Source organism: Novosphingobium gossypii (assembly GCF_050433305.1).
Lineage (GTDB): Bacteria > Pseudomonadota > Alphaproteobacteria > Sphingomonadales > Sphingomonadaceae > Novosphingobium > Novosphingobium gossypii.
This window is the reverse complement of sequence record NZ_JBNPXM010000023.1, coordinates 1-20,438: the sequence shown is the minus strand read 5'-3', so window position 1 is coordinate 20,438 and position 20,438 is coordinate 1. Positions and strand designations below refer to the sequence as shown.

The 20,438-nt window shown below is 61.3% G+C and carries 24 protein-coding genes and 1 riboswitch; of the genes, 6 read left to right on the top strand and 18 right to left on the bottom strand.

What is annotated here, in order from left to right:
- The first annotated feature begins 13 nt into the window (after window positions 1–13).
- On the top strand, window positions 14–361 hold the full coding sequence (locus tag GGR40_RS21905; protein WP_429278386.1) for a winged helix-turn-helix transcriptional regulator: 348 nt from the start codon (window positions 14–16) through the stop codon (window positions 359–361).
- 264 nt (window positions 362–625) lie between these two features.
- Here the strand turns inward: GGR40_RS21905 and GGR40_RS21900 are convergent, their stop codons facing one another.
- From GGR40_RS21900 to GGR40_RS21870, 7 genes are all read right to left on the bottom strand, one after another.
- Window positions 626–2,290, bottom strand: a complete 1,665-nt coding sequence (locus GGR40_RS21900; RefSeq protein WP_429278385.1) for a PepSY domain-containing protein — start codon at window positions 2,288–2,290, stop codon at window positions 626–628.
- Window positions 2,291–2,294: 4 nt separating this feature from the next.
- The gene (locus GGR40_RS21895) at window positions 2,295–4,301 is read right to left on the bottom strand and encodes a TonB-dependent receptor plug domain-containing protein (protein ID WP_429278384.1); all 2,007 of its coding nucleotides are present in this window, start codon (window positions 4,299–4,301) and stop codon (window positions 2,295–2,297) included.
- A gap of 185 nt (window positions 4,302–4,486) precedes the next feature.
- Window positions 4,487–4,732, bottom strand: a riboswitch (cobalamin riboswitch).
- Between the two features lie 243 nt (window positions 4,733–4,975).
- Complete coding sequence (locus GGR40_RS21890) at window positions 4,976–8,218, bottom strand: efflux RND transporter permease subunit (RefSeq protein WP_429278383.1); 3,243 nt, start codon at window positions 8,216–8,218, stop codon at window positions 4,976–4,978.
- A 3-nt stretch (window positions 8,219–8,221) separates the two neighbouring features.
- Complete coding sequence (locus GGR40_RS21885; protein WP_429278382.1) at window positions 8,222–9,394, bottom strand: efflux RND transporter periplasmic adaptor subunit; 1,173 nt, start codon at window positions 9,392–9,394, stop codon at window positions 8,222–8,224.
- Between the two features lie 5 nt (window positions 9,395–9,399).
- Window positions 9,400–10,680: a TolC family protein gene (locus GGR40_RS21880; RefSeq protein ID WP_429278381.1), complete on the bottom strand. Its 1,281-nt coding sequence runs from the start codon at window positions 10,678–10,680 to the stop codon at window positions 9,400–9,402.
- A gap of 73 nt (window positions 10,681–10,753) precedes the next feature.
- Window positions 10,754–11,086 (bottom strand): hypothetical protein, encoded by a 333-nt coding sequence (locus GGR40_RS21875; protein WP_429278380.1) that lies wholly within the window; start codon window positions 11,084–11,086, stop codon window positions 10,754–10,756.
- 32 nt (window positions 11,087–11,118) lie between these two features.
- Window positions 11,119–11,769: a cation transporter gene (locus GGR40_RS21870; RefSeq protein ID WP_429278379.1), complete on the bottom strand. Its 651-nt coding sequence runs from the start codon at window positions 11,767–11,769 to the stop codon at window positions 11,119–11,121.
- 66 nt (window positions 11,770–11,835) lie between these two features.
- Between GGR40_RS21870 and GGR40_RS21865 the strand changes: the two genes are divergently transcribed.
- Window positions 11,836–12,228, top strand: a complete 393-nt coding sequence (locus tag GGR40_RS21865; protein ID WP_429278378.1) for a MerR family transcriptional regulator — start codon at window positions 11,836–11,838, stop codon at window positions 12,226–12,228.
- Window positions 12,229–12,520: 292 nt separating this feature from the next.
- On the opposite strand, the gene GGR40_RS21860 is transcribed toward GGR40_RS21865, so the two are convergent.
- The 7 genes from GGR40_RS21860 to GGR40_RS21830 form a co-directional block, all read right to left on the bottom strand.
- On the bottom strand, window positions 12,521–12,976 hold the full coding sequence (locus GGR40_RS21860; RefSeq protein WP_429278377.1) for a hypothetical protein: 456 nt from the start codon (window positions 12,974–12,976) through the stop codon (window positions 12,521–12,523).
- Between the two features lie 55 nt (window positions 12,977–13,031).
- Window positions 13,032–13,256 (bottom strand): hypothetical protein, encoded by a 225-nt coding sequence (locus GGR40_RS21855; protein ID WP_429278376.1) that lies wholly within the window; start codon window positions 13,254–13,256, stop codon window positions 13,032–13,034.
- A 503-nt stretch (window positions 13,257–13,759) separates the two neighbouring features.
- Window positions 13,760–14,101, bottom strand: coding sequence for a hypothetical protein (locus tag GGR40_RS21850; protein ID WP_429278375.1), 342 nt, complete (start codon window positions 14,099–14,101; stop codon window positions 13,760–13,762).
- A gap of 98 nt (window positions 14,102–14,199) precedes the next feature.
- Complete coding sequence (locus tag GGR40_RS21845) at window positions 14,200–14,373, bottom strand: hypothetical protein (RefSeq protein WP_429278215.1); 174 nt, start codon at window positions 14,371–14,373, stop codon at window positions 14,200–14,202.
- A gap of 67 nt (window positions 14,374–14,440) precedes the next feature.
- Window positions 14,441–14,647, bottom strand: a complete 207-nt coding sequence (locus GGR40_RS21840; RefSeq protein WP_429278216.1) for a cold-shock protein — start codon at window positions 14,645–14,647, stop codon at window positions 14,441–14,443.
- 639 nt (window positions 14,648–15,286) lie between these two features.
- The gene (locus GGR40_RS21835) at window positions 15,287–16,111 is read right to left on the bottom strand and encodes a transglutaminase-like domain-containing protein (protein ID WP_429278374.1); all 825 of its coding nucleotides are present in this window, start codon (window positions 16,109–16,111) and stop codon (window positions 15,287–15,289) included.
- Window positions 16,105–16,371, bottom strand: coding sequence for a hypothetical protein (locus tag GGR40_RS21830; protein WP_429278373.1), 267 nt, complete (start codon window positions 16,369–16,371; stop codon window positions 16,105–16,107). The genes GGR40_RS21835 and GGR40_RS21830 overlap by 7 nt, the downstream gene beginning before the upstream one ends.
- Window positions 16,372–16,402: 31 nt before the next feature.
- Here GGR40_RS21830 and GGR40_RS21825 point away from each other — a divergent pair, with 31 nt between their 5' ends.
- Window positions 16,403–16,627, top strand: coding sequence for a hypothetical protein (locus tag GGR40_RS21825; RefSeq protein WP_429278219.1), 225 nt, complete (start codon window positions 16,403–16,405; stop codon window positions 16,625–16,627).
- Window positions 16,628–16,683: 56 nt separating this feature from the next.
- Here GGR40_RS21825 and GGR40_RS21820 read toward each other — a convergent pair whose 3' ends face one another.
- A complete protein-coding gene (locus tag GGR40_RS21820) occupies window positions 16,684–16,857 on the bottom strand; it encodes a hypothetical protein (RefSeq protein ID WP_429278372.1) in 174 nt (57 codons plus the stop codon).
- Between the two features lie 311 nt (window positions 16,858–17,168).
- Between GGR40_RS21820 and infA the strand changes: the two genes are divergently transcribed.
- Together infA and GGR40_RS21810 are read left to right on the top strand one after the other, a co-directional pair.
- Window positions 17,169–17,438 (top strand): translation initiation factor IF-1, encoded by a 270-nt coding sequence (infA, locus tag GGR40_RS21815; RefSeq protein ID WP_429278371.1) that lies wholly within the window; start codon window positions 17,169–17,171, stop codon window positions 17,436–17,438.
- Window positions 17,439–17,467: 29 nt separating this feature from the next.
- On the top strand, window positions 17,468–17,614 hold the full coding sequence (locus tag GGR40_RS21810) for a hypothetical protein (protein WP_429278370.1): 147 nt from the start codon (window positions 17,468–17,470) through the stop codon (window positions 17,612–17,614).
- 43 nt (window positions 17,615–17,657) lie between these two features.
- Here the strand turns inward: GGR40_RS21810 and GGR40_RS21805 are convergent, their stop codons facing one another.
- The 3 genes from GGR40_RS21805 to GGR40_RS21795 form a co-directional block, all read right to left on the bottom strand.
- A complete protein-coding gene (locus GGR40_RS21805; RefSeq protein WP_429278369.1) occupies window positions 17,658–17,828 on the bottom strand; it encodes a hypothetical protein in 171 nt (56 codons plus the stop codon).
- A gap of 50 nt (window positions 17,829–17,878) precedes the next feature.
- Window positions 17,879–18,064, bottom strand: a complete 186-nt coding sequence (locus GGR40_RS21800) for a hypothetical protein (protein ID WP_429278368.1) — start codon at window positions 18,062–18,064, stop codon at window positions 17,879–17,881.
- A gap of 246 nt (window positions 18,065–18,310) precedes the next feature.
- Window positions 18,311–18,703, bottom strand: a complete 393-nt coding sequence (locus GGR40_RS21795) for a response regulator (RefSeq protein ID WP_429278367.1) — start codon at window positions 18,701–18,703, stop codon at window positions 18,311–18,313.
- Window positions 18,704–19,659: 956 nt separating this feature from the next.
- Here GGR40_RS21795 and GGR40_RS21790 point away from each other — a divergent pair.
- On the top strand, window positions 19,660–20,438 hold a 779-nt coding region (locus tag GGR40_RS21790; RefSeq protein ID WP_429278366.1), incomplete at its 3' end, for a reverse transcriptase domain-containing protein.

Below are 20,438 nucleotides of genomic sequence, written 5' to 3'. Positions count from 1 at the left end.
TAGGATACCGTCTTTGTCTAAGGCCCGCCATTCCCGCTTCGACTGCTCACCCGGCTGCGCCGTGGAGGCTGCCATCAGTCTGATCGACGGCAAGTGGAAGGCCGTGATCCTCTATCATCTCCAAGACGGACCTGTGCGGTTCAATGAACTGCGGCGGCGTAGCGGGACCGTGACACAGCGCACGCTCACGAACCAGCTGCGCGAACTGGAAGTCGATGGACTGATCGATCGGGAGATATTCGCTCAGGTCCCGCCAAAAGTGGAGTATCGGCTCTCCGAGCGTGGGCGCACCCTGACGCCGATCATCGAGGCGCTGAAGGCATGGGGGGATGCAAACATGGACCTGTTCGCTCGCCGCTAAGCCCGCCTGCGGTGTCTGCAAGCGGACTGTCTGCACCTGAGAAGCGTAAATCAAACGCTAGACGGCAACAATGGGTCGACGGCCGAAACCGCTGCTATGCGTCCGTGCAGGTCGTTCAGCAGTCTCGCCGGCGATCCCGTAACCGGTCGTCCATGAGACGCAGAGATGAGCACGATGAAGGACCGGGCTCGGGAAATCACCTGTGCTCGGCCCGCTTTGAGCTTTGGTGACAGAATAGCTGACATCCCTACCCTAGGGTAGTGGTCAGTTGCCACCGACTAAGCGGACATAGAGCGCGTAATCTCGGTTCTCTGATGACTGCGGTCGATTTACCGAATTGCAGCTGAACCTGAACGACGTGTCTTGGCCGGTGCTTCTCACCTTCGTAGCGTGTGTTCCCGGCGTCGTTTGCAGATGCCGCGCAAGACGGCGAATGTCTCTGTATACCTTGTTCCAGGCCATCCAGGTTCCGGTCGCGCAGACCAGCGTGACGGCAGCCAGCAACGGCAGCACGATGAAATCCCACCACGGGCGTTTACGCAACAGGGGAAAGTCGAGGCTGTGCAAGCCATCCTGTAACCAGCGGAACCCCCGCCCGTTGCGGTCGAAAGCACGCAGGATCCGGCCGCTGGTGGGATCGATGTAGAGCCGCGTCTTCTCTCCATCCGCCAGCACCGCGCGCCAGACCGGAAGCGGTGCGGCGAAGCGGTGGCGGTAATAGTAGGCGTCCTCCTGCGACAGCAGCTCCAACGACGCGATGGTCGGCTGCCCCGAAAAGGCAGCACGCAGTTCGTCCGGCGTCAGCAAGGATGCCTTGCCTTTGGCGTCGAGGCGCTGCGCCCGGCTGTCGGCCCTGGACACGATCAGGAATGTTCGGCCACCCAGCGGCGCGGTTTCGATCCGCAGGGTATCGTTCGGAAGATCGTGCAAGGCGGACAGGGCCTTCCGAACGTCGCGCCATGGCATCGAACCGGCCAGCCTCTCCCGCTCGGCAAATTCAGCCCTGCTGTCGAGGAACCCCCAGGGGTTCATGGAGAAGAGGCCGCTTGCCACCCAGGTCAGCGTCAGCAGTCCGAAGAACAGCCCGAAGACATGGTGCCACCACCACAGCCCCTTGTAGGGCGACCCGATCCGGCCATCGCGCTTTCGGCGCACGCGAGCGATGCCGCCCCAGATGCCCGTCACCGTGAGAAAACATCCCGCAAGCGAGGTCCAGACGACCACTTCGTTCCACAGCGCGCCGTTCTGCCGCAGCATCGTGGGATAAAGCCAGTGTGGCACCGCGCCCAGCCAGCCCCAAAAGCGCTGGAAGCGCGCCGTCTCCTGCACGACTTCACCGGACCCGCCTGAAATGTAGATCTCGGTTCCGGCGTCGTCGGCGAAGTCCACCCGGTAGAGCGGCGCGTTGCGCCGGTAGGTTTGCACGGTCCATTGGTCGATCCCGGTTTCCACGGGGGCGCGAGGCTCGCCCGCAATGCCGTGACCATTCGCGAAATCCTGCGCGATCCTGCCGATCTCCTGCCGATCCGGCGTGGCCAGCGCCTTGCCGCTCGTCAGATCGAAGGCGGCAGGGATCGCGCGCATCTGAGGGATCGTGCGGTCGGTGGATTCACCGGGCACGACCCGCAGGACCGGACGCCCCGCCAGCATCTCGACGCGGGCGGACGAGATCGGCGTGTCCGGTGCCATGTCCACGGTGTCGAAGCTGGCGGACGGCGGCAGATGCAGTGGGGCAAGGCCCTGCACTTGTGCGGAAGGCTCCAGCCTCGGATAGTCCACATAGATCATCACGAAGCCCGAGAGGCACCAGATCGTCATCAGCAGGCCGACGAAGACGCCGAGCCAGCGATGAAGGACAAGGATCGGGCGCGGTAGCAGGCTGCGCGAGCGCTTCTTTCGAGGATGGGGCCGAGGCTGGAGTGTGCTCATGGCCTCAGAAGCTCAGGCCGTAGCTCATCCGCAGCGTGCGCGGCACGCCCCGGCTGAAGTAGAGGAAGCGGCTGTTGCTGCCATCCAGCGCGCCCTGGTCGGTCACCGCCGACTGATAGCCCCGTGTTGCATATTCCCGGTTGAACAGGTTCTCGACATTGACGCCGAAGCGGTTCCGGCGCGCCGCACCGTCGACGTAGAGGTAGGCCCCGGCGTCCACCAGCGCGTAGTTGCCATAGTTCCGGCGGCCGAAGCCCGAAGCGGTGGACCATACGTCGCCGATCCAGTTGACCGAGAGATTGGCGCCGAACGGCAGGTCCGCCGGCGCATAGGCAAAGGTACCCTTCGCGTATTGTCGGGGATTGCGGTCAAGCTGGGTGGACGATCCCCTCTCGCGCACGCGGGCGTAGGTATAGCTGGCATTGAGGCTCCAGCCCCCGGCCATCTGCGCCGTCAGTTCGAATTCGCCGCCCTGCGAGCGGACCTTGCCGTCGAGGTTGGCGTAAGTGCCGTTTGGATAGGCCGGGTTGTCGTAATCGTAGTCGATCATGTTGGTGATGCGGCGATTGAAGTAGGTCGCTTTCCAGCCCAGCGTGACCGCGCCTGCCGGGAAAATTCCGCCCGCGGAAAGGTTGAGGTTGAGGCTCTGCTCCGGGCTCAGGTTCGGGTTGCCGATCTCGCAGCAGGGGTCGTTGCCATAAAGCTGCGAGGCGTCGGGAAGTACGAAGGAGGTGCCGCCGTTCGCCTCGACATAGAGCGCGTCGGCAAAGTCGTAGCGGCCGGACAGGTTCCAGATCGTCTTCTTCGCCCCGTCCGTGCGGTTGTAGCGCAGGCCCGCGGCAAGGCGGCCCTTCGAGGAAATCTCGTCGGTGGTACGGACCTGGAAGATTCCGGCATGGACCTGCTCGCTGGTCGGCGCGATCAGCAGCACGTCATCACGCCCGCTGAAGTTCTGGAAATCATAGCCCAGCAGGTACTCGAGGCCGGGATGGAGATGCAGCTTGACCACCGCGCTGCCGCCCCAATCGCGATAGCCCCAGAACGTGCCTGCCGGGTAGATCACTTGCGGTTGCAGGTCGGGAAGCGAATTGCGGATCTGGACGTAGGCCGTCTTCCAGTCATGGAAATAGCCCTTGAGGAAGAACTGCACGGCGTCGCTGCCGGTGTAATCGAGGCGGACGCTGGCGATTTCCTCGTTGCGATCGTTGCGGCTCTCGCGGATGCGCGTGGGCGAGAGGTTGTCGAGGTTGGCCTTGGTGTGCTGGTACTGGGCATTGAGCACCAGATCGGGGGCGAGGTCGTACTGGTACTTGAGACCAGCCGACCACAAGTCGTAGCCGAGGTGGCGATCGGTGAGGCTGGGCTGATAGGCGCTGTAAGGCGTGTAGCCTTCCGACCGGTTATGCGAAGCATAGGCCACGAAGCGGTGGTTGCCTGCCGCGCCGCGCAAGTAGCCATCTACCGTGGTGCCGCCCCAGGAATCCACGGAGGCATTGACCTGGCCGTTAAAATCGTCGGTAAAGCCGCGCGTCACCACGTTGATGACACCCGCCGAAGCCTGCGTGCCGTAGAACAGGCTTTCCCCGCCGCGCAGCACTTCGATACGCTCGATCATGCTGGCAGCAAGCGTGTCGTTGGGCGATGTTCCGCCATAGAGGCGGTTGTTGAGGCGGATGCCGTCCATCGTCCAGAGCACGTCCTGCGTGCGCGAACCCTGCAGCGACACATCGACGTAGGTGAACGGCCCGTTACGGGCGCGAATGTAGAGCCCAGGTACTGATTCCAGCGCCTTGACCACGTCTACCGCGCCGCTGCCCTTGATCTGCGTTTCGCTGACGGTCACCACGTCGTTGCCGTAGCGGGAAAGCTCTTGCGGCAGCGTTTCTTCAAGGCTGGTGCCGGTGACAACGATGGCCTGATCTTCACCGGTTTCCTCGGCACAAACCTGCGTGCTCCAGGCAAGACCAAGCGCCACGGCAAGCGCCGTGTGCGAAATTGTAGCGAACTTCATCTTATCCCCCTGTCGAGCGCCATGCGATCCGGAGCAGGGGTCTGCCGTTCACGAACGGCCGGCGCACCGACCGGCCGGGCGCCCATAACGAAGGGACGACCGCTCAGCGCACCGTGCGGCCCCTGCCGCTGGTTCGTCGCTCAGACGGAGAAACACCGTGCCCTGGCCATCCCCTGGACCAAAGCAAGAGCGACCGGACGCAGGCAGGTCTCCTGGCTCGCGGGTCATAGCTTGATACACGGCCTTCCCAGGCCTCGCAGGATTTAGCGTCCGGCCCAGTGGCTACGGCAGGGGCCCTTGCCCTGCCGCGTGATGTGTATCTCGCTCACCGCTTACAGTTGCAGGGACAGCCTCGGATTCGAGGATCGCAACCCTCTCACCGTGTTCCCATTTTAAGCCTCTTTCGAGGCACCGGCGCGATCTTGTCCGCCATCCCTCACGGGGAAAACGGATGAGACGAGCTAGCCGGAGAGCGCACTGCGCGCAAGCGGGATTTGCCAGGAAGCCGACCTTTCCGGCGTAAGCCGGAGCAGTGCCCCTAAGCACGGGCCACGCCGATTTGATAGGATTCCTTTAGGCCAGCAAACGCAGCGCATTGATCACCATCATCAAGTTCCTTCTCCTCAATGGCTGGGGAGGAAACCATTCATTGGGCGACTTCCTCCCACAGTCCATCAGTGAGCCTTCGGCGCGACGTTAGATCCATCGGGCTGGCGCTGCGGTTCACCGAGCGGTACGTCCTTGCGACCGTACCGCGCATAGAGCGTAGGCAACACGAACAGCGTCAGCAGCGTGGCCGAGATCAGCCCGCCGATGACAACCGTGGCCAGCGGCTTTTGCACTTCGGCGCCTGCACCCGTTCCCAACGACATCGGCACAAAGCCGAGGCTGGCAACGAGCGCGGTCATGACGACCGGACGCAGGCGCTGGATAGCCCCGGTTCGAGCGGCTTCTGCCCGATCCATGCCTTTGCGCATTAGGTCCTGGATCGAGGAGACCATGACAAGGCCGTTGAGCACCGCGATGCCCGATAGCGCGATGAAGCCAACGGCTGCGGCGATGGAAAAGTCCATGCCACGCAGGAACAGCAGCAGCACGCCGCCCACTAGTGCCAAGGGCACTCCGGTGAACACGATCGCAGCATCGCGTACCGATCCCAGCGCGCCGTAAAGCAGAAGAAGGATCAGCGCGAAGCAGGCCGGGATCACGAGTTGCAGGCGGTCGCGTGCGGAAGCGAGGTTCTCGAACTGGCCACCCCATTCCAGATAGCTGCCTGCAGGCAGGCGGACATCTCTGGCGATGGCAGCCTGCGCATCGGCGACCACGCTGCCCACATCACGGCCACGCACGTTGGCCTGAACGACGACACGGCGCTTGCCGTTCTCCCGGCTGATCTGGTTGGGCCCATCGACGACGCTGATATCCGCGATGCTGGAGAGCGGCACGAACTGCAGGCCGGCCCCGCTGGAGGAAACCGGAACCTGCACCTGCTGGAGCAGCCCGATGTCCGAACGCTGGGTTTCGGAGAGACGGATCACCACCGGGAAGCGGCGGTCGCCTTCGAAGATCATGCCAGCCTCGCGTCCACCGAGTGTCGCAGTGACGATGTCCTGCACATCCTGCGCCGTGACCCCGAGCCGTGACATGGCGTCGCGGTTGACGCGAATGTCGAGCATGGGAAGGCCCGTGGTCTGCTCCACCTTCACGTCGGCAGCGCCCGGCGTGCGGCGAAGCACGCCTGCGATCTTCTCGGCGGTGGCGTTCATCGCGTTGAAGTTCTCGCCGAACACCTTCACCGCCACGTCACCGCGCACACCGGCGATGAGCTCGTTGAAGCGCATCTGGATCGGCTGCGTGATCTCGTAGGCATTGCCGGGGAACTTGTTCAGTTCCTTTTCCATGCGCGCGATGAGGTCGTCCTTGGTCACGCTCTTGTCCGGCCACTGGTCATGGGGCTTCAGGATCACGAACATGTCGGTGGCGTTGGGCGGCATGGGGTCCGAGGCCAGTTCGGCGGTGCCGGTCTTGGAGAAGACGAACTGCACTTCCGGCTGCTTCGACACCATCTTCTCGATCGGGACCTGCATGGCCTGGCTCTGCTGGACAGAGGTCGCCGGAATGCGCAGGGCCTGGATCAGGAGATCGCCCTCGTCGAGCTGCGTCAGGAACACCTGGCCCAGCGTCATAAAGGCAGCGATGGCGACGACGAACCCGACGACACCGGAGCCTACGGTGAGCACCGGGCGCTTCATGGCCTCGTCCAGACCCGGCTCATAGCGAGCCTTGAGCCAGGACATGATGCGGCCTTCCTTCTCCTCGACCCGGTTGGACAACCAGATCGCGATTGCCGCCGGCACCGCCGTGAGCGAAAGCACGAAGGCAAAGGCCAGCGCGATAATGACAGTCAGTGCCATCGGCACGAAGGTCTTGCCCTCCACGCCGGTCAGCGTGAGCAGCGGCACGTAGACGAGGATGATGATCGCCTGCCCGTAGACCGAGGGACGGATCATCTCACGCGCCGCCGTAGCGACGGTGGTAAGCCGTTCCTGAACCGTGAGCAGGCGAGCGTTGTAGTGCTGCTCATCGGCGATACGCCGGAGCGCGTTCTCGACGATGATGACCGCGCCGTCGACGATGAGGCCGAAATCGAGGGCACCAAGGCTCATGAGATTTGCGGAGACCCCGGTGCGCAGCATGCCGAAGCTGGTCAGCAGCATGGTGACCGGAATGACCATCGCGGCAATCAGCGCAGCCCGGAAATTGCCGAGCAGCGCAAACAGGACGACGATGACCAGCAGCGCGCCCTCACTGAGGTTCTTCGCGACCGTCTTGATCGTCGAATTGACGAGGTCGGTACGGTTCAGCACCGGCTGCACGATCACGTCGGGCGGGAGCGAGGCATTGATTTCCTTCAGGCGATCCGCGACGGCCGTCGACACGACCCGGCTGTTCTCGCCAATGCGCATGATCGCGGTGCCAACAACGACCTCGGTCCCATTTTCCGACGCCGAGCCCATGCGGATTGCTTGGCCGGTCTTCACCGATGCGACCTGGTTCAACATGATCGGCACGCCTTCGCGCGTTGCGATCACGACCTTGCCCAATTCGCCGGCGTTGCGGACCAGCGCATCGGAGCGGACCGCAAGACCCTCACCGTTGCGGTTGACGAAGCCGCCGCCGACACTGGTGTTGTTCTTTTCCAGAGCGGTCGCCAGATCTGTCAGCGTGACGTTCATCGCCGCAAGGCGCTGGATATCCGGCACGACAAGGAACTGCTTGGCATAGCCGCCAATGGAATCGACGCCCGCCAAGCCCTTGGTGTTCTTGAGCAACGGTGAGACGATCCAGTCCTGCGTGGTGCGCAAGTACGTCGCCTTGTCGATGTCGTTGGTCAGGCGATCGCCTTGGGGCGTGATGTAGCTGCCGTCGGGCTGCATGCCCGGCTCGCCGGGAACGTGCTTGTCGTCCTTGCGGTGTTCGAGGCGGACGGTCCACATATAGACCTCGCCCAGACCCGTAGCGATCGGCCCCATCTCGGGGTTCACACCATCGGGAAGGTTCTCTTTCACGCCGGTCAGATGCTCACCCACCTGTTGGCGAGCGAAGTAGATGTCGGTGCTCTCGTCGAACACTGCGGTGATCTGCGAGAACCCGTTGCGGCTAAGCGAGCGAGTGTAATCGAGACCCGGAATCCCTGCGAGCGCAGTCTCGATCGGGAAGGACACCTGCTTCTCGACCAGTTCCGGTGAGAGCGCTGGCGCCCGGACGTTGATCTGCACCTGGTTGTTGGTGATGTCCGGCACTGCATCGATCGGCAGGCGGGACAAGGCGGCGGCGCCGATGACGGCGGCGATCGCGGTCAGCAGCAGGACGAGCCAGCGCTTGTGGACCGCCCAGTTGACGGTTGCGGCGATCATGGCTCAGTCCTCGTGTGCCGCTTCGCCCTTGCCGAGTTCGGCCTTGAGCGTGAAGCTGTTGGTGGCGGCGACCTGCTCGGTGCCCTTGAGGCCCGAACGCACGATGACGCTGCCGCCGGCGTTATCGCCGAGGGTAACAGGCATGGCCTGGAACCCGGTCTTCGTGCGAACAAAGACGACGCTCTTGCCCTCGACTGTCTGAACCGCCGTGCTCGGCACGCGCACGACACCATCGGCGGCGCCGCCGCTGCCTTCGCTCGTAAGTTGGACCGAGGCGGTCACAGCTTCGCCCACCCGCCACTGGCCGGCACGATTGTCGAGCTTGGCGATCACCGGAACGAGCCGGGTCGCGGTATCAAGCGCTGGTGACACGAACGTCACCTTCGCTTCTGCAGAACGCCCGGACGCAGTAACCGTCACTGCGTTGCCGGGCCGCACCCGCCCGGCATCCGCCGGTTGCAGACTGAGCGACAGCGAAACGCTCGATAGATTGGCGACGCGGTACAGTTCAGCGTTGGCGTCCACCGTCTGGCCAAGCACCACGCTGCGAGCGATCACCTGACCGGAGATCGGCGCGGAGATGCCGAGGCGGTTAAGGCCGCCGCCGCCAGCGCCTGCCGCCGATACCTGACCCTGTGCCTGCTGGTAGGCGATCCGCGCTTCCGTGGCGGCGGTGCGCGCTGCGATCAGGTCCTGCTCGGGCGAAACCCGCTGTGCGAACAGGCGCTGTTCGCGAGATAGGTTCGAGTTGGCGAGGGCCAGCCGGGCGCGACTGGCCTCGACCTCGCCCTTGAGCAGCGCCGCTTCGCGGCTCTCGATGACGGCGAGCGTATCCCCGCGACCGACCGACTGACCGAGGTTGCGGTTAAGTGCGACCACGCGTCCACCGATGGCGGCAGAGACGACCTGCGTGCCCTGCGGATCGCCGTCGATCATCGCTGGCAGTTCAAGCGTTCCCGATCCACCGACCATGGCCCGGTCGATCTGGATACCGGCAGACGTGATCTGCTCCTGAGTCAGCGTGATCTTGCCTTCATCGGCATGAGCAGCTTCGTCCGCACCGTCGGCCTGTTCCTGCTTGGGCGCGGCATCTTCGCTCGCTCCGCCACCACAAGCGGCAAGCGCGAGGGCCAGCGTAAGCGGCAAAGCGGCGTAGGCTATCGTGTTCATCTTCATGGTAATCAATTCCCCCCTTCCGGCGCGACGGCGGGCGCGGTCAGGCGCTCCAGCTGCGCGCGGGCATTCTGGTAGGCGGCAAGCGCATCGATCGCGGCGACCCGCGTGTCGGCGAGTGTGCGTTCGGCATCGAGCAGGTCGAGCTGGCCAAACTTGCCCTCGCGATAACCGATGCGAGCGATCCGGGCAGCTTCTTGTGCGGCGGCAAGCGCAGGGCCGGACGCGGCCCGCGCAGCCGTCGCTGCATTGTCCGCTTCCGCCTGCGCATTGGTGATCGCCTGTTCGATGTCGAGCGCACTGACCCGACGCTGGGCCTCGGCCTGCGTGCGCTGGGCACTGGCCTGCGACAGGGCGGCGCGACCGTTGTTGAAGACCTGCAGCGGGATCGAGACGGTGAAGACCGCTGCAATGTCGTTGGTCGCCTCGAGGCGGCGCACCGAAGGGCCGACATCGAGATCCGGCATTCGGTTCGCGCGGGCCAATCTGACGTTGGCATCGGCCACGGCCAGGTCAGCATCGGCAGCAGCCAGAGCCAGAGTGCCTTGCGGAGAGATGGGAACACCTGGCCCGTAGCCCGCAGAAGGCAACTGACCGAGCAGGCCCACATCAAGGGCGCCATCGATACCGCGACCAATCCGGCGTTCGAGGTTGATGCGGGCAGCTCGGGCAAGGCGTTCCTGCCGTTCCACATTCGCCTCGGCGTTCACTCTCGCAACATCGGCGCGCTGCTGTTCGAGCGGCGATGCGCGGCCTGCCTGCACCCGGATACCGGCTGCTCGCAGCGCATCGCCGGCGATCCGCGACTGGTCCCTGGCCGTCGTCAACCGCCGTTCGGCAGCGACGGCATCGACATAGAGCTGCGAGACCTGCAGCCGCACGTCCGCCGCGATGATCGCCGCTTCTAGTTCGGCGCGCGACAACTGAGCAGAGGCAACGGCTACGCGTGCCTCCCGCTTGCCGCCCAATTCAAGCGTCTGCATGAAGCCGACCGTTGTCTCGTTGCTGCGAAGACCGCGATAAGGGCCGGTACCCACCACGTTCTCTACCTGCCCCTGTACAATGGGGTTTGGCATGAGACCGGCAACTTTGCGGCCTGCCTCAGCGGCGGTGACCCCGGCCTGGGCCGCCTCGATGGCAGGCGCGCTGCCTCCGGCGGCCAGGACAGCATCTTTCAGCGTAAACGTTCCGGTTGTCGCCGCCAACGAAGGGGGCGCGGCGATGTCCTGCGCCTGCGCGACGGCAGTGCACGACGTGGCGGCCAGCAAGGCCGCAATGATCCTGTACATGTGGAAAATCCTGATCGAATGACGACAGGCGTCACGCGCAGGCAAGCCCGCACGGTCAGCCGGTGAAATTCAATCAGGCGATGGGAGGACGCAGGTCCGGGCCGGAAATCCAGCGGCCAAGAGCAGCCGAACGCGCAGCCGGAACAGGCGCATGCAGCAGCCGGTAGATGTCGGGAACCAGTTCACGCGATGGCAGGGCCGAAATCCCGCCCTGACAACCCGCATGATGGTGAGGCACGCCCTTGTCGGCATCACCCTGGGTTTCGTCGAAGTCGCCTTCGCTATGCACGTATCCCGAGCATTCGATCGTCACCGGCCCTGCAATCTCGGCAGCGTGCAGCAAGGCGCTCGTCACGAAGGACGACACCAGCATCAGCAGCAGGAGATAAAAGCGCCGAAAGGACATCCTTGCTGTGGTACGGGATTGGGGCGGCGGTGTCACCTGCAACTCTCGCTCGTCACATCGCGCGCAGTGCGCCAGGCAGGAACGGCCTCGGCTAGAACCTTCAATGCCGAGCGCAGGAAGATTAGAGCAATGACGCCGGCAACGGCAATGTCGGGCCAGACCTTGCCGGTGATAGCGACCAGCCCAGCGGCGACAAGAACCCCGACGTTCGATGCCACGTCATTGCGCGAACACTCGAAGGTGCTCGACATGTTGACGTTGGCCTTGCGGCAACGCCAGAGCAGCGCGAGGCAGGTCAGGTTGGCTGCAAGCGCGAGTCCACCAAAACCAAGCATCAACGAGGACGACGGCGGCACGCCATTGGCGATCTTGCTGGCGATCTCGACGATCACGGCGATGCCGAACGCCAGGATGATCGCGCCCTTGACGATGGCTGCACCGGCTTCCCAGCGCGCGCCGCGATGCAGTGCGTAAAGGCTCAACGCGTACACGATCGCATCGCCTAGCATGTCGACGGAATCGGCCATCAAGGCCGAAGACCGTGCCACCAGCCCACCGCCGAACTCGGCCACGAACATCGCCAGATTGATGGCCAGCACGATGATCAGCACCCGCCGCTGGTCCTTCTTCTCGGCCAGCAGGGCGAGGGTATCGTCTTTCTTCGAGCAGCAGTCGTGCGCCATGATTCGCGTCCGGCAGGTTGAATATGGCGTCGACCTATGCACCCTGAAGTCGCGATAGGGTCAAGCATGAAAATCGGCGCTCTGGCGAAACTGACCGATACACGCGTTGCGACGGTACGTTTCTACGAGAAAGAGGGATTGATCCCGCTGCCGGCCCGCAGCGCAGGGAACTACCGTCTGTATGAGGCGGAGCACCTCCACCGGCTTTCGTTCATCCGACGCTCGCGCGATCTCGGTTTCTCGCTGGCGCAAGTGCGGGCATTGCTGGCACTGGCCGATGACACCGACGCGCCCTGTGCCGAGGTCGATGCGATAACGGCAGCGAACATCGCCGAAATCGATCGCAAGCTGGCGGATCTGTCGAAGCTGCGCGCGGAACTGGTTCGCAAGCTCGATTGTTGTTCGGGCACCACCATTGGCGACTGCAGAATTATTGAGGCGCTGGCACCAGAGAAGTAGCGTTTCTGCTGAATAAAGACACTAAAGATATCCTCAGCATCGTCATCCTCTACAAGCACCGTCGGATGTTGCCCACAACGAGCATTGCTGCACCAAGCGGTCTATGACCGAACTTGGTCGACTGCCCTCGGTATAGCGGAACGTCCGCACCTAGGAATCGAGATTTGGGCTTTGAGCGTCGTATAAGGGTCGACGGCCGAAACCGCTGCCTCGCGCCCTTAGTTGCCGACCAGCGCGCCATTCCACATTCTCATGAACGGACAGTGTCGATGTCCGATCCAGCTTGCCGACGTTACCCGTGAGTGCTTCCGAAACCGGGGCGGATTCGATGGGCATCTTCCCCTACCTCAATGGCGCGCTGACCCGTCACAACGTCCACCATGCAGTTGAAAAATTCCAAGGCTTCATAGGGCGTCGTCAGTGGCAGCTGCACTTTTGCGCCGAGCAAGGCATTCGCTGCGTCTTCTTCGGTGGCATCGCGAAGTTGTATTAACAGAACGTCCTTGCGGGCTTTGCAGTCGTCAAGCTCGTTGCCGAGCAGATCAGCGACCAACCTCACGAAGTCCTGACGCTCAGGCGCTTCCGGATTCCCACGCAGGAAGTCCTCAATCGAGATGCTTGTAACGGCGCCGCCTGAGGAGCGGTTCGGTTCATGCACCACCGAAGTTCTATCGGTGCCGTTTCCACGGGCCAGATACCATTGGTCGCCGTTGGAACTGAGGCAGAATTGCAGCATCGGATGGGTCATGACGAATTCGACTCCGCAAGTGCCACGGGAAAGCGGGGGCTGGTTTCTTTCGATATCACCACGGCCCTCGTGCGCGATAAAATGGGTAGCGCCGGACGATGCCAGGGATCAGTTTGTCCGAGAAAACCTGACGCATCTCCTCAGCCCCTTCTGGCCTGACGCAGACGAGATGCGTGCCGCCGCTCGGGAGAGGCTCGATGGCACTGATTGACACTTGATGCTCGGCGCATTGCCGCTCCACGTCTGCCTGAGGGAGATCAACGTTGAGCAGCCGGCTCATGTTGCGATCCCGAAATCGCGATCAATCCACACATGAAGGTGGTGCGAGCTTCTGACCCAGCCGTCTGCTGCGTCTGCTCCAATGCCGGATTGATGGTTGCTGATACGGTACGCCGTGACGCCGGCTGCCGCGAGGTGTCGCGTTCTTGCAAGCCGCGTTCCCGCAGCGCTTGCGCGCATAAGCGATATTTGGTGCTCAAAGTACTGGTGATTGAGATCCATGGCAACGCCCCCTCTTATAAGCGGGAGCACTATGGTCTCTCAGCCGCCGGTGCTTAGTTTCCAATGCCAGCGATTGTAAGCAGATAGGGATGGAAATTTATATTTCAATGGCAGGCCTGCCAGCCGCATGAAAAAGTCGCCGCGCAAACTGGAAAATTATATCAGTATATTTTGCTATTTTTGTTCTGGCTTGCCCGCATCATATCGGCACGGATATTCGCTTTGATGCACACTGCGCGCTGAATATTCCGTATGTCTTGGCGTCGATCTGCTCCAATTTACTCAGTGCCCCGCTAAGTAGGAGGTCATCATTTTCACCACGAGCAGGGCGATGGCCGGCAGGCTGACGATGACAAGAATTCCTGACACAGCCGCGAAATGGGTTCGGCTCAAAATTGTGCTTTCGTTGAACGAGTGCCCAATAGACATGCTTTCCTTCAAATACGTGTCTGAGAAGGAGGGTGGTGGGACAGCAGCAACGCCCGTTCTGAGCGTTTCGCTACTTATTTGCGCTGTTGAATTGCTGTCCGTTCGCTGTCCTATCTGGCAGGAGTAAATCTGACCGATCGATGTTCGCGACTTTGAATTGCGTGGCAGGCATGGCGTTTGTTCGAGCAAGGCCATTCTTTCTAGACCAATAAAGAATTATAGAAGTCAGGTTAGGCAAAAATCATGTGCTGCGGTTGACGATCGATTTCCATGCCCTGACTGAGCTTGCACCCTTAAGTGCCTAATTTCTCTTTCCGAGCATATTCGATTTTCTGAGTGCGATCGGCCAGTTGCGTCCAGGCCGACACTGCTCTCAGGCATCGGTCACGCACCTGAGGCAGGCTTGCGGCATCAGCTGCGATCATCTGGAGATCGGCTTGTGCGCGATAAAATGCCAGCGATGACATAACTTCTCTCCCGTGTCCGACGGCCAAGACCGGCGGACCTCGGTAGAGGCCCGCCGCTTCGGTTTGTTCAAGCCGACTGGAGATTGACGGCGGAGGTCTTGCCGCGACGATCGGTTTCCAGTTCGTAGGACACGCGCTGATCCTTGTTCAAGGTGCCCATGCCGGCCCGTTCCACCGCGCTGATGTGAACAAAATTATCTTCGCCGCCCGATTCCGGAGCGATGAAACCGAAACCCTTGTCGGCGTTGAAGAACTTTACGGTGCCGGTGATCATCTGGGTATCCTTTGCCCAATGCAGTAGGACGGGCATGCACCAACAGCGGCACATCCCGGCTTCGTGAGGCTAGTAAGGGACAAAGGGGAGCCTTGGCGCTCCAATATCCGTCGCAGGCGACGTGTCAGCGCGCCGCTTGTAACGCGCATCGAGAAAATTAGATAGGCGTATTCGGGTCTCAGCCTAAATTAAATTTAGGGCGGCATTATGACGAGTGACATAATTCTATAAATTCCACGTAAATGAATGACTTTCCGTTGATGAAATATATCTAAGACATCGCTTTTATAGCTACATTTCAATAAATCGATTTGTCTGAAATGGGTCCGGGCAGCGTTCATCAGATATTAGCAGCGAGCCGCATCTCCAGCGGCGATTTCGACTTGCCGATGCGTCGCGCCCAGGCACAAGATTATGTCTCGCCAACGGGCAATTCTTAGCAGCTGGCTTGCAGCGAATGTTTGCAGCAGCAGGCCAGCCGGAGAAACCGGTTCGATCCGGCGCGGCGGCGAAATGATTGCCGAGGGTGAAATCCCGGCGGTGCTGGATAGATGCGGAGCCACGATGTCCTGTCCGGGAAATGGCCCCGTCATGGCATGCTTCTTTCCCGCAACTATCGACGCGCGGGCGGCCTCGGCATCACGATGAGACGAGGCCCAGCCTGTCTTCGTCGGTATAGATGTCGAACCTGGAAAGGGTGACCGGGCCGAAGGTCATCGTCAACGCCGCGTCAGCCGCATCGCGCCCTCGCGCCATCAGTATTCGCCCACGTCGGGGCCGGTTGTGCCTTGCATCAAAGACATACCAGCGACCGCCCAGCCAAACTTCGAACCAGGCTGAGAAATCCATTTCCCCTACCGGCTCGGGCAGATCCATGTCGCCAAGGTATCCGGTGCAGTAACGCGCAGGCACGTTCATGCAGCGGCACAATGTGATCGCCAGATGGGCGAAATCGCGACAGACACCTTCGCGCTCCTGGAAGACATCCCATGAGGTCTTGGTCGGCCTCGCTTTCATGTAATCAAAGCGAATGTGACCATGCACGTAATCGACGATGGCCTGGACCAGGGGCCAGCCCGGAGCGGCGTTTCCGAACAGATCCCATGCCGTCTCGGTAAGGCGGTCCGTCTCGCAGTAACGGCTGGCGAGAAGATACAACATGACGTCGTCGGGCAGTTCCTCGATCGCCGACTGCAAAGCGTCCGGCACGACCGGATCGGGATCGAAGGCGTCGTCGATGACTAACCCGCAGGAGATTGTCACGCCGCCCGCCGGAACGGTGAGGCGGGTGCAGATGTTGCCGAAGCTGTCGACATAGTCGTAGATGGGGATGTCGGGCGTGGTGAACAGCCGCTGCGGCGTGCGCAGATCCTTGTTGCGCGATGCATGGATGCTCAGGTGTGCGAGCATCGGCACGGGTTGCTCGCAAGTGAAGGCGATATCGTATTCTGCGCGGATCAGCATGCAGGCTTCAGGTCGGCAAGAGCGCGTTCCACTCGTCCCAGGCCCTCGGCGGAGTCCACTGCAAGATCAAGCGGCCGCCCACCGAGCTTGCCGCAAGCCGTGTTGAGATAGGCAATGGCCGCGTCCCGACCTCCCAGCACATCGAGCGCCAATTTCGTCACCTGACCCTGACGGCCCGCAGCATCGGGTGCCAGTTTAGGGCGATCCGACCAACGCACCTTCGGGCGAAAGGGCCGCACAGGCTTGTCTTCACTATCCATTTCGGATTTCCTATTGATAGGGTCGCATGCGGTGCGCAGCGATCTTCCAGAGCAGGTGGGCGATCTGGATCTGGCCGATCGCGGAGGCTGTGGCCGTCTCCAGCATGGTCCGCGCATGATTGGGGCCGGGGCTGGAAAGGAAATCCCGCGCCGCCACGCGACCGCCGAGCAGGGCGAATGCAAGGCCAGCTATCTCGCTGCGTCGGTGGAAGGTCAGGTCATCTCTCGAAGCGCGGCTCCATTGCCGTCCGCATGAAGGAACTCCGGTCGGGCGAGAACGAGAGCAGGCGATGTGGCTAGGCAGTGGCCAGGTCATGACCATTGCGGATAGGACATGACACCCATGTCATGTCGCAGGCGGGCGATCCGGGTTTGGTAATGGCGCACGAGATCGAAATGCGATCTGCGCTCATGATCATCCTTATCGCGCGCACCGTATTGGATAAGCGCGATCTGATGATGAAAAAGTAGCTGGTTTAGATCCATGCGGGCCCTCCTTCTTGCGGGAGCGCATTAGGTCTCTCAGTTGCCGATGGGCGAAAATTATCGGCAATGTAATTCTTCTACACGATTCTGCTTCGATCAGCGAGAGCATTCGATAAATCGGGAATAATATTTAAAAATATGCACCTCTGTTGAAAAATGCATTTTTGCCTGTATATGAAAATCGCTGCGTCATTTTTGGCGAATGCTGCCCTGCGTAATGCGGGCAATTTCTCAAGCATCAGCTTGGCTCTCATGACCGCCGTTTTGCGCATGCATGACGGCGGGCGCCCTCGTATTCGGGACATCATGGATTGGCCAAAGAAGAATTGCTGACAATGGAAGGCTACATCGAGGAAATCCTCCCCGATGGACGCTTCGCGGTCCTGCTCTACAATGAGCATAAGATCATTGCCTACACGGCGGGCAAGATGCGCAAGTTCCGCATCCGCTCGGTGGTCGGTGATCGCGTGCATGTCGAGATGACGCCTTACGATCTTTCAAAAGGCCGGATCGTGTTCCGTGAAAAGACACCGGGACAAGCCGGAGGGCCACCGAGACGGCGCAGCGGTTTCAGAAGATAAGAGCGGAAAAATCCGCACCGTAGGATATCATGCACATCAATACCCAAGCCGCACAAAAGCGCCCTGAAAATGCCAACTTCCATTCAGCCACCGTGCGTAACGGTCTGATCTACCGGTCAACAGGCCTTCTGAGCCGGGATCACTTGCAGCGCCTCGTCGCTGCCATGGTCGATTGACCAGATCCTCCCCGGTCTCAACCGGGGAGGCATCGCCGCAGGGTCATGGCTTGCGGGCGAACCAGATCACATGACGAAAACCCTTGTTGTTGGGCCGCGCCCTGACCTGCGTTTCGGTCACTTGGAAGCCGATGTCACGCGGTCGTTGTGTGAACGCACGTTCGGTGAAGGCTGACCAGATCGCAAATATGCCGCGCAGTCTCAGCACCAGCATGGCTCGTTGCAGTCCAGGCACTGAGTAAAGCCCATCGTTAAGCTGGCGTGTCAGGCGCCCGGAACATTGTCGACGTCCAGCAGAATGGCATCGTAAGCCTCCCACGCTGAATCGATAAGCAGCGCCACGTCTTCGCCGACGACACGAACGCGCGGATCGTCAAGACACCCGTCCGTGATCGCCTGCATCGGCCCTCTTGCCCACGCGAGGATTTCCGGGACGATTTCGGCCACCATGACATGCGCCTCGCCCCCAGAACGGCTAGCACTGCTCGCAGGGAAGCATTGGCCTGCGTACTCATCAATTCGTTGTCCTCCAGCAGAATCGTGAAATCGGAGCCATGCTGGATCAGCTTCAGTTCCACTCCATCCGGCACGGTCGCCTGACCGAGCAAGACATCATCTATCATCGCAGTTCCTTGATCGGCCGGTAGTCGGGGCTGATATGCTTGCGCTGCAGTCGGATCCGTTCGCAAGGACGGGTCAGGCGAAGAGGTTCGTCAGCGCCTCGACGAGAGACCTTTCGAGGTAGGGCTTTTCAAGGAACACGGCATCAGTTGGAATTTCGTGCCGGGCCAAAGGCCAGCGGCCTGAAGTGATGATGATGCCGATGTGAGGCCAGCGTTGCTGTGTTTCAAACGCCAAGGCCATCCCGTCGATCGGTCCCGGCATGTCGATATCGGTGAACAGGATCGAGATTGAAGGGTTCTCCGCAAGAATGCTGAGAGCACGATTCGCGTTCGTCGCCTCTCTCGTACCGTATCCGGCGCTCTCGACCATGTTGCAGGCGGCCAGTAATATTAATGGTTCGTCCTCGACAACGAGGACGATTGGCTGGAGTGACATTGGGAGACGGCTTTCTGCGGGGCGCAGCATTCAAGCCCGGCATGCCGTCCCGATATCATGGGCCGAGGCTCACAGGCTCCGTTCGAGCCGGAAAATCACAACAACGGCACGACGTGTAAGTTCCAAAATCTTTTATTTTTACCGCAGTCGGAAGCCACGCGCTGTTGAACACGATGGCGGTGCTCGGCAGCATTGAGCCACGGCACGAATGCAATTAGGGAGCGCACCGGCTGCCCCAGCTTTTCAATCGATCAAATGTCTACTTCGGCGCCGAACGGGCAGCTTTTGCAATTCTCAAAACATGACCCGACATTCCGAAGTCGGCCTGCCTAAGGCCTCCCGAATGAGGAAGCTGCCGGTCCGCACCTGGGAGAGTGAAATCAGGGGCTGAGCGTCCGATAAGGGTGTGCGCCGTGCAAAGGCGGCACTTTCTAGTGGGTGAGAGGCCCACCCGGCGATGCTCCAGCCGGAAGCAACCGGGGCAGGCATGGAGGTGACGAAATGTCTGAAGCCCCCGGATAACGGTCACGTAGGTGACCGTGCGAGCGTGCAGGCCGTAACGTGAGTGAACGCTGAGCAATCCTCGAAAAGGACGATGTGCAGGCCGACCCGTTAACCCTTACGGGGAAGGCTGATATGGACGGGGGAGTTTGAGCGACGTTGAACCCGTCTGCTGCACCGGGGTAGTGGCGACAGCATGTACGCAAGGAAGGTGCACGCAACACGGGAAGCCCCATGGCGTGCCGAGTGATCGGCAACTGGACGCCCGCGAGGGAGGGAAGGGCGCGATGGGGTGGCGGAGAGGCCCGTAGTACCGAGGGAGCCGGGTAATGCCGGTGGAGGGAAGGAGCCTCAGTTCAAGATGAACGCAACAAGTGGTGAGGGGCAGGAGATTGGGTAACCTATCAACTCCGATAAGCGTCCAGAAACTGCGGAAGGCGTTGCACGCGAAAGCGAAGGCAGAAGCCGGCTATCGGTTTTACGCATTGTACGACAAGATCAGCCGCGATGACATTCTGGCCCATGCCTATGCCCAGTGTCGCTCGAACAAGGGCGCACCGGGGGTGGATGGCCAGGACTTTGCGGGTATCGAGGAATATGGCGTCGAGCGATGGCTGGCGGAACTGGCGCTTGCGCTCAAAGAGGAGACGTACCGATCGGAACCAATCAGACGGGTCTACATACCAAAAGCCAACGGCAAACTCAGGCCGCTGGGCATTTCCACCGTGCGGGATCGAGTCTGCATGACGGCAGCGATGCTGGTGCTGGAACCGATCTTTGAAGCCGACCTTCCACCTGAGATCTACGCCTATCGAGCCGGGCGCAACGCCCAGCAGGCTGTGGTCGAAGTGGAAGAGCAACTGTTCTACGGCCGACCGGATGTCGTGGACGCCGACCTTGCCGACTACTTCGGCAGCATCCCCCACCTTGAGCTGATGAAATCGGTATCGCGCCGGATCGTTGATCCGCGCGTTCTGCATCTGATCAAATCCTGGTTGGAATGCGCTGTCGAAGAAACGGATGACAAGGGCAGGAAGACACGAACGACGCAGGCCCGCGATCAGCGGCGCGGCATCCCGCAAGGATCACCCATCTCACCACTGCTGGCAAACCTCTACATGCGCCGGTTCGTGTTGGGGTGGCGGAAGCTCGGTCTTGGGCAACGTCTAGGCTCGCGGCTCGTCACCTATGCTGATGATCTCGTGATCCTGTGTGCGAAGGGCAATGCGGAAGCTGCGCTCGATCACATGCGCAGGCTCATGGA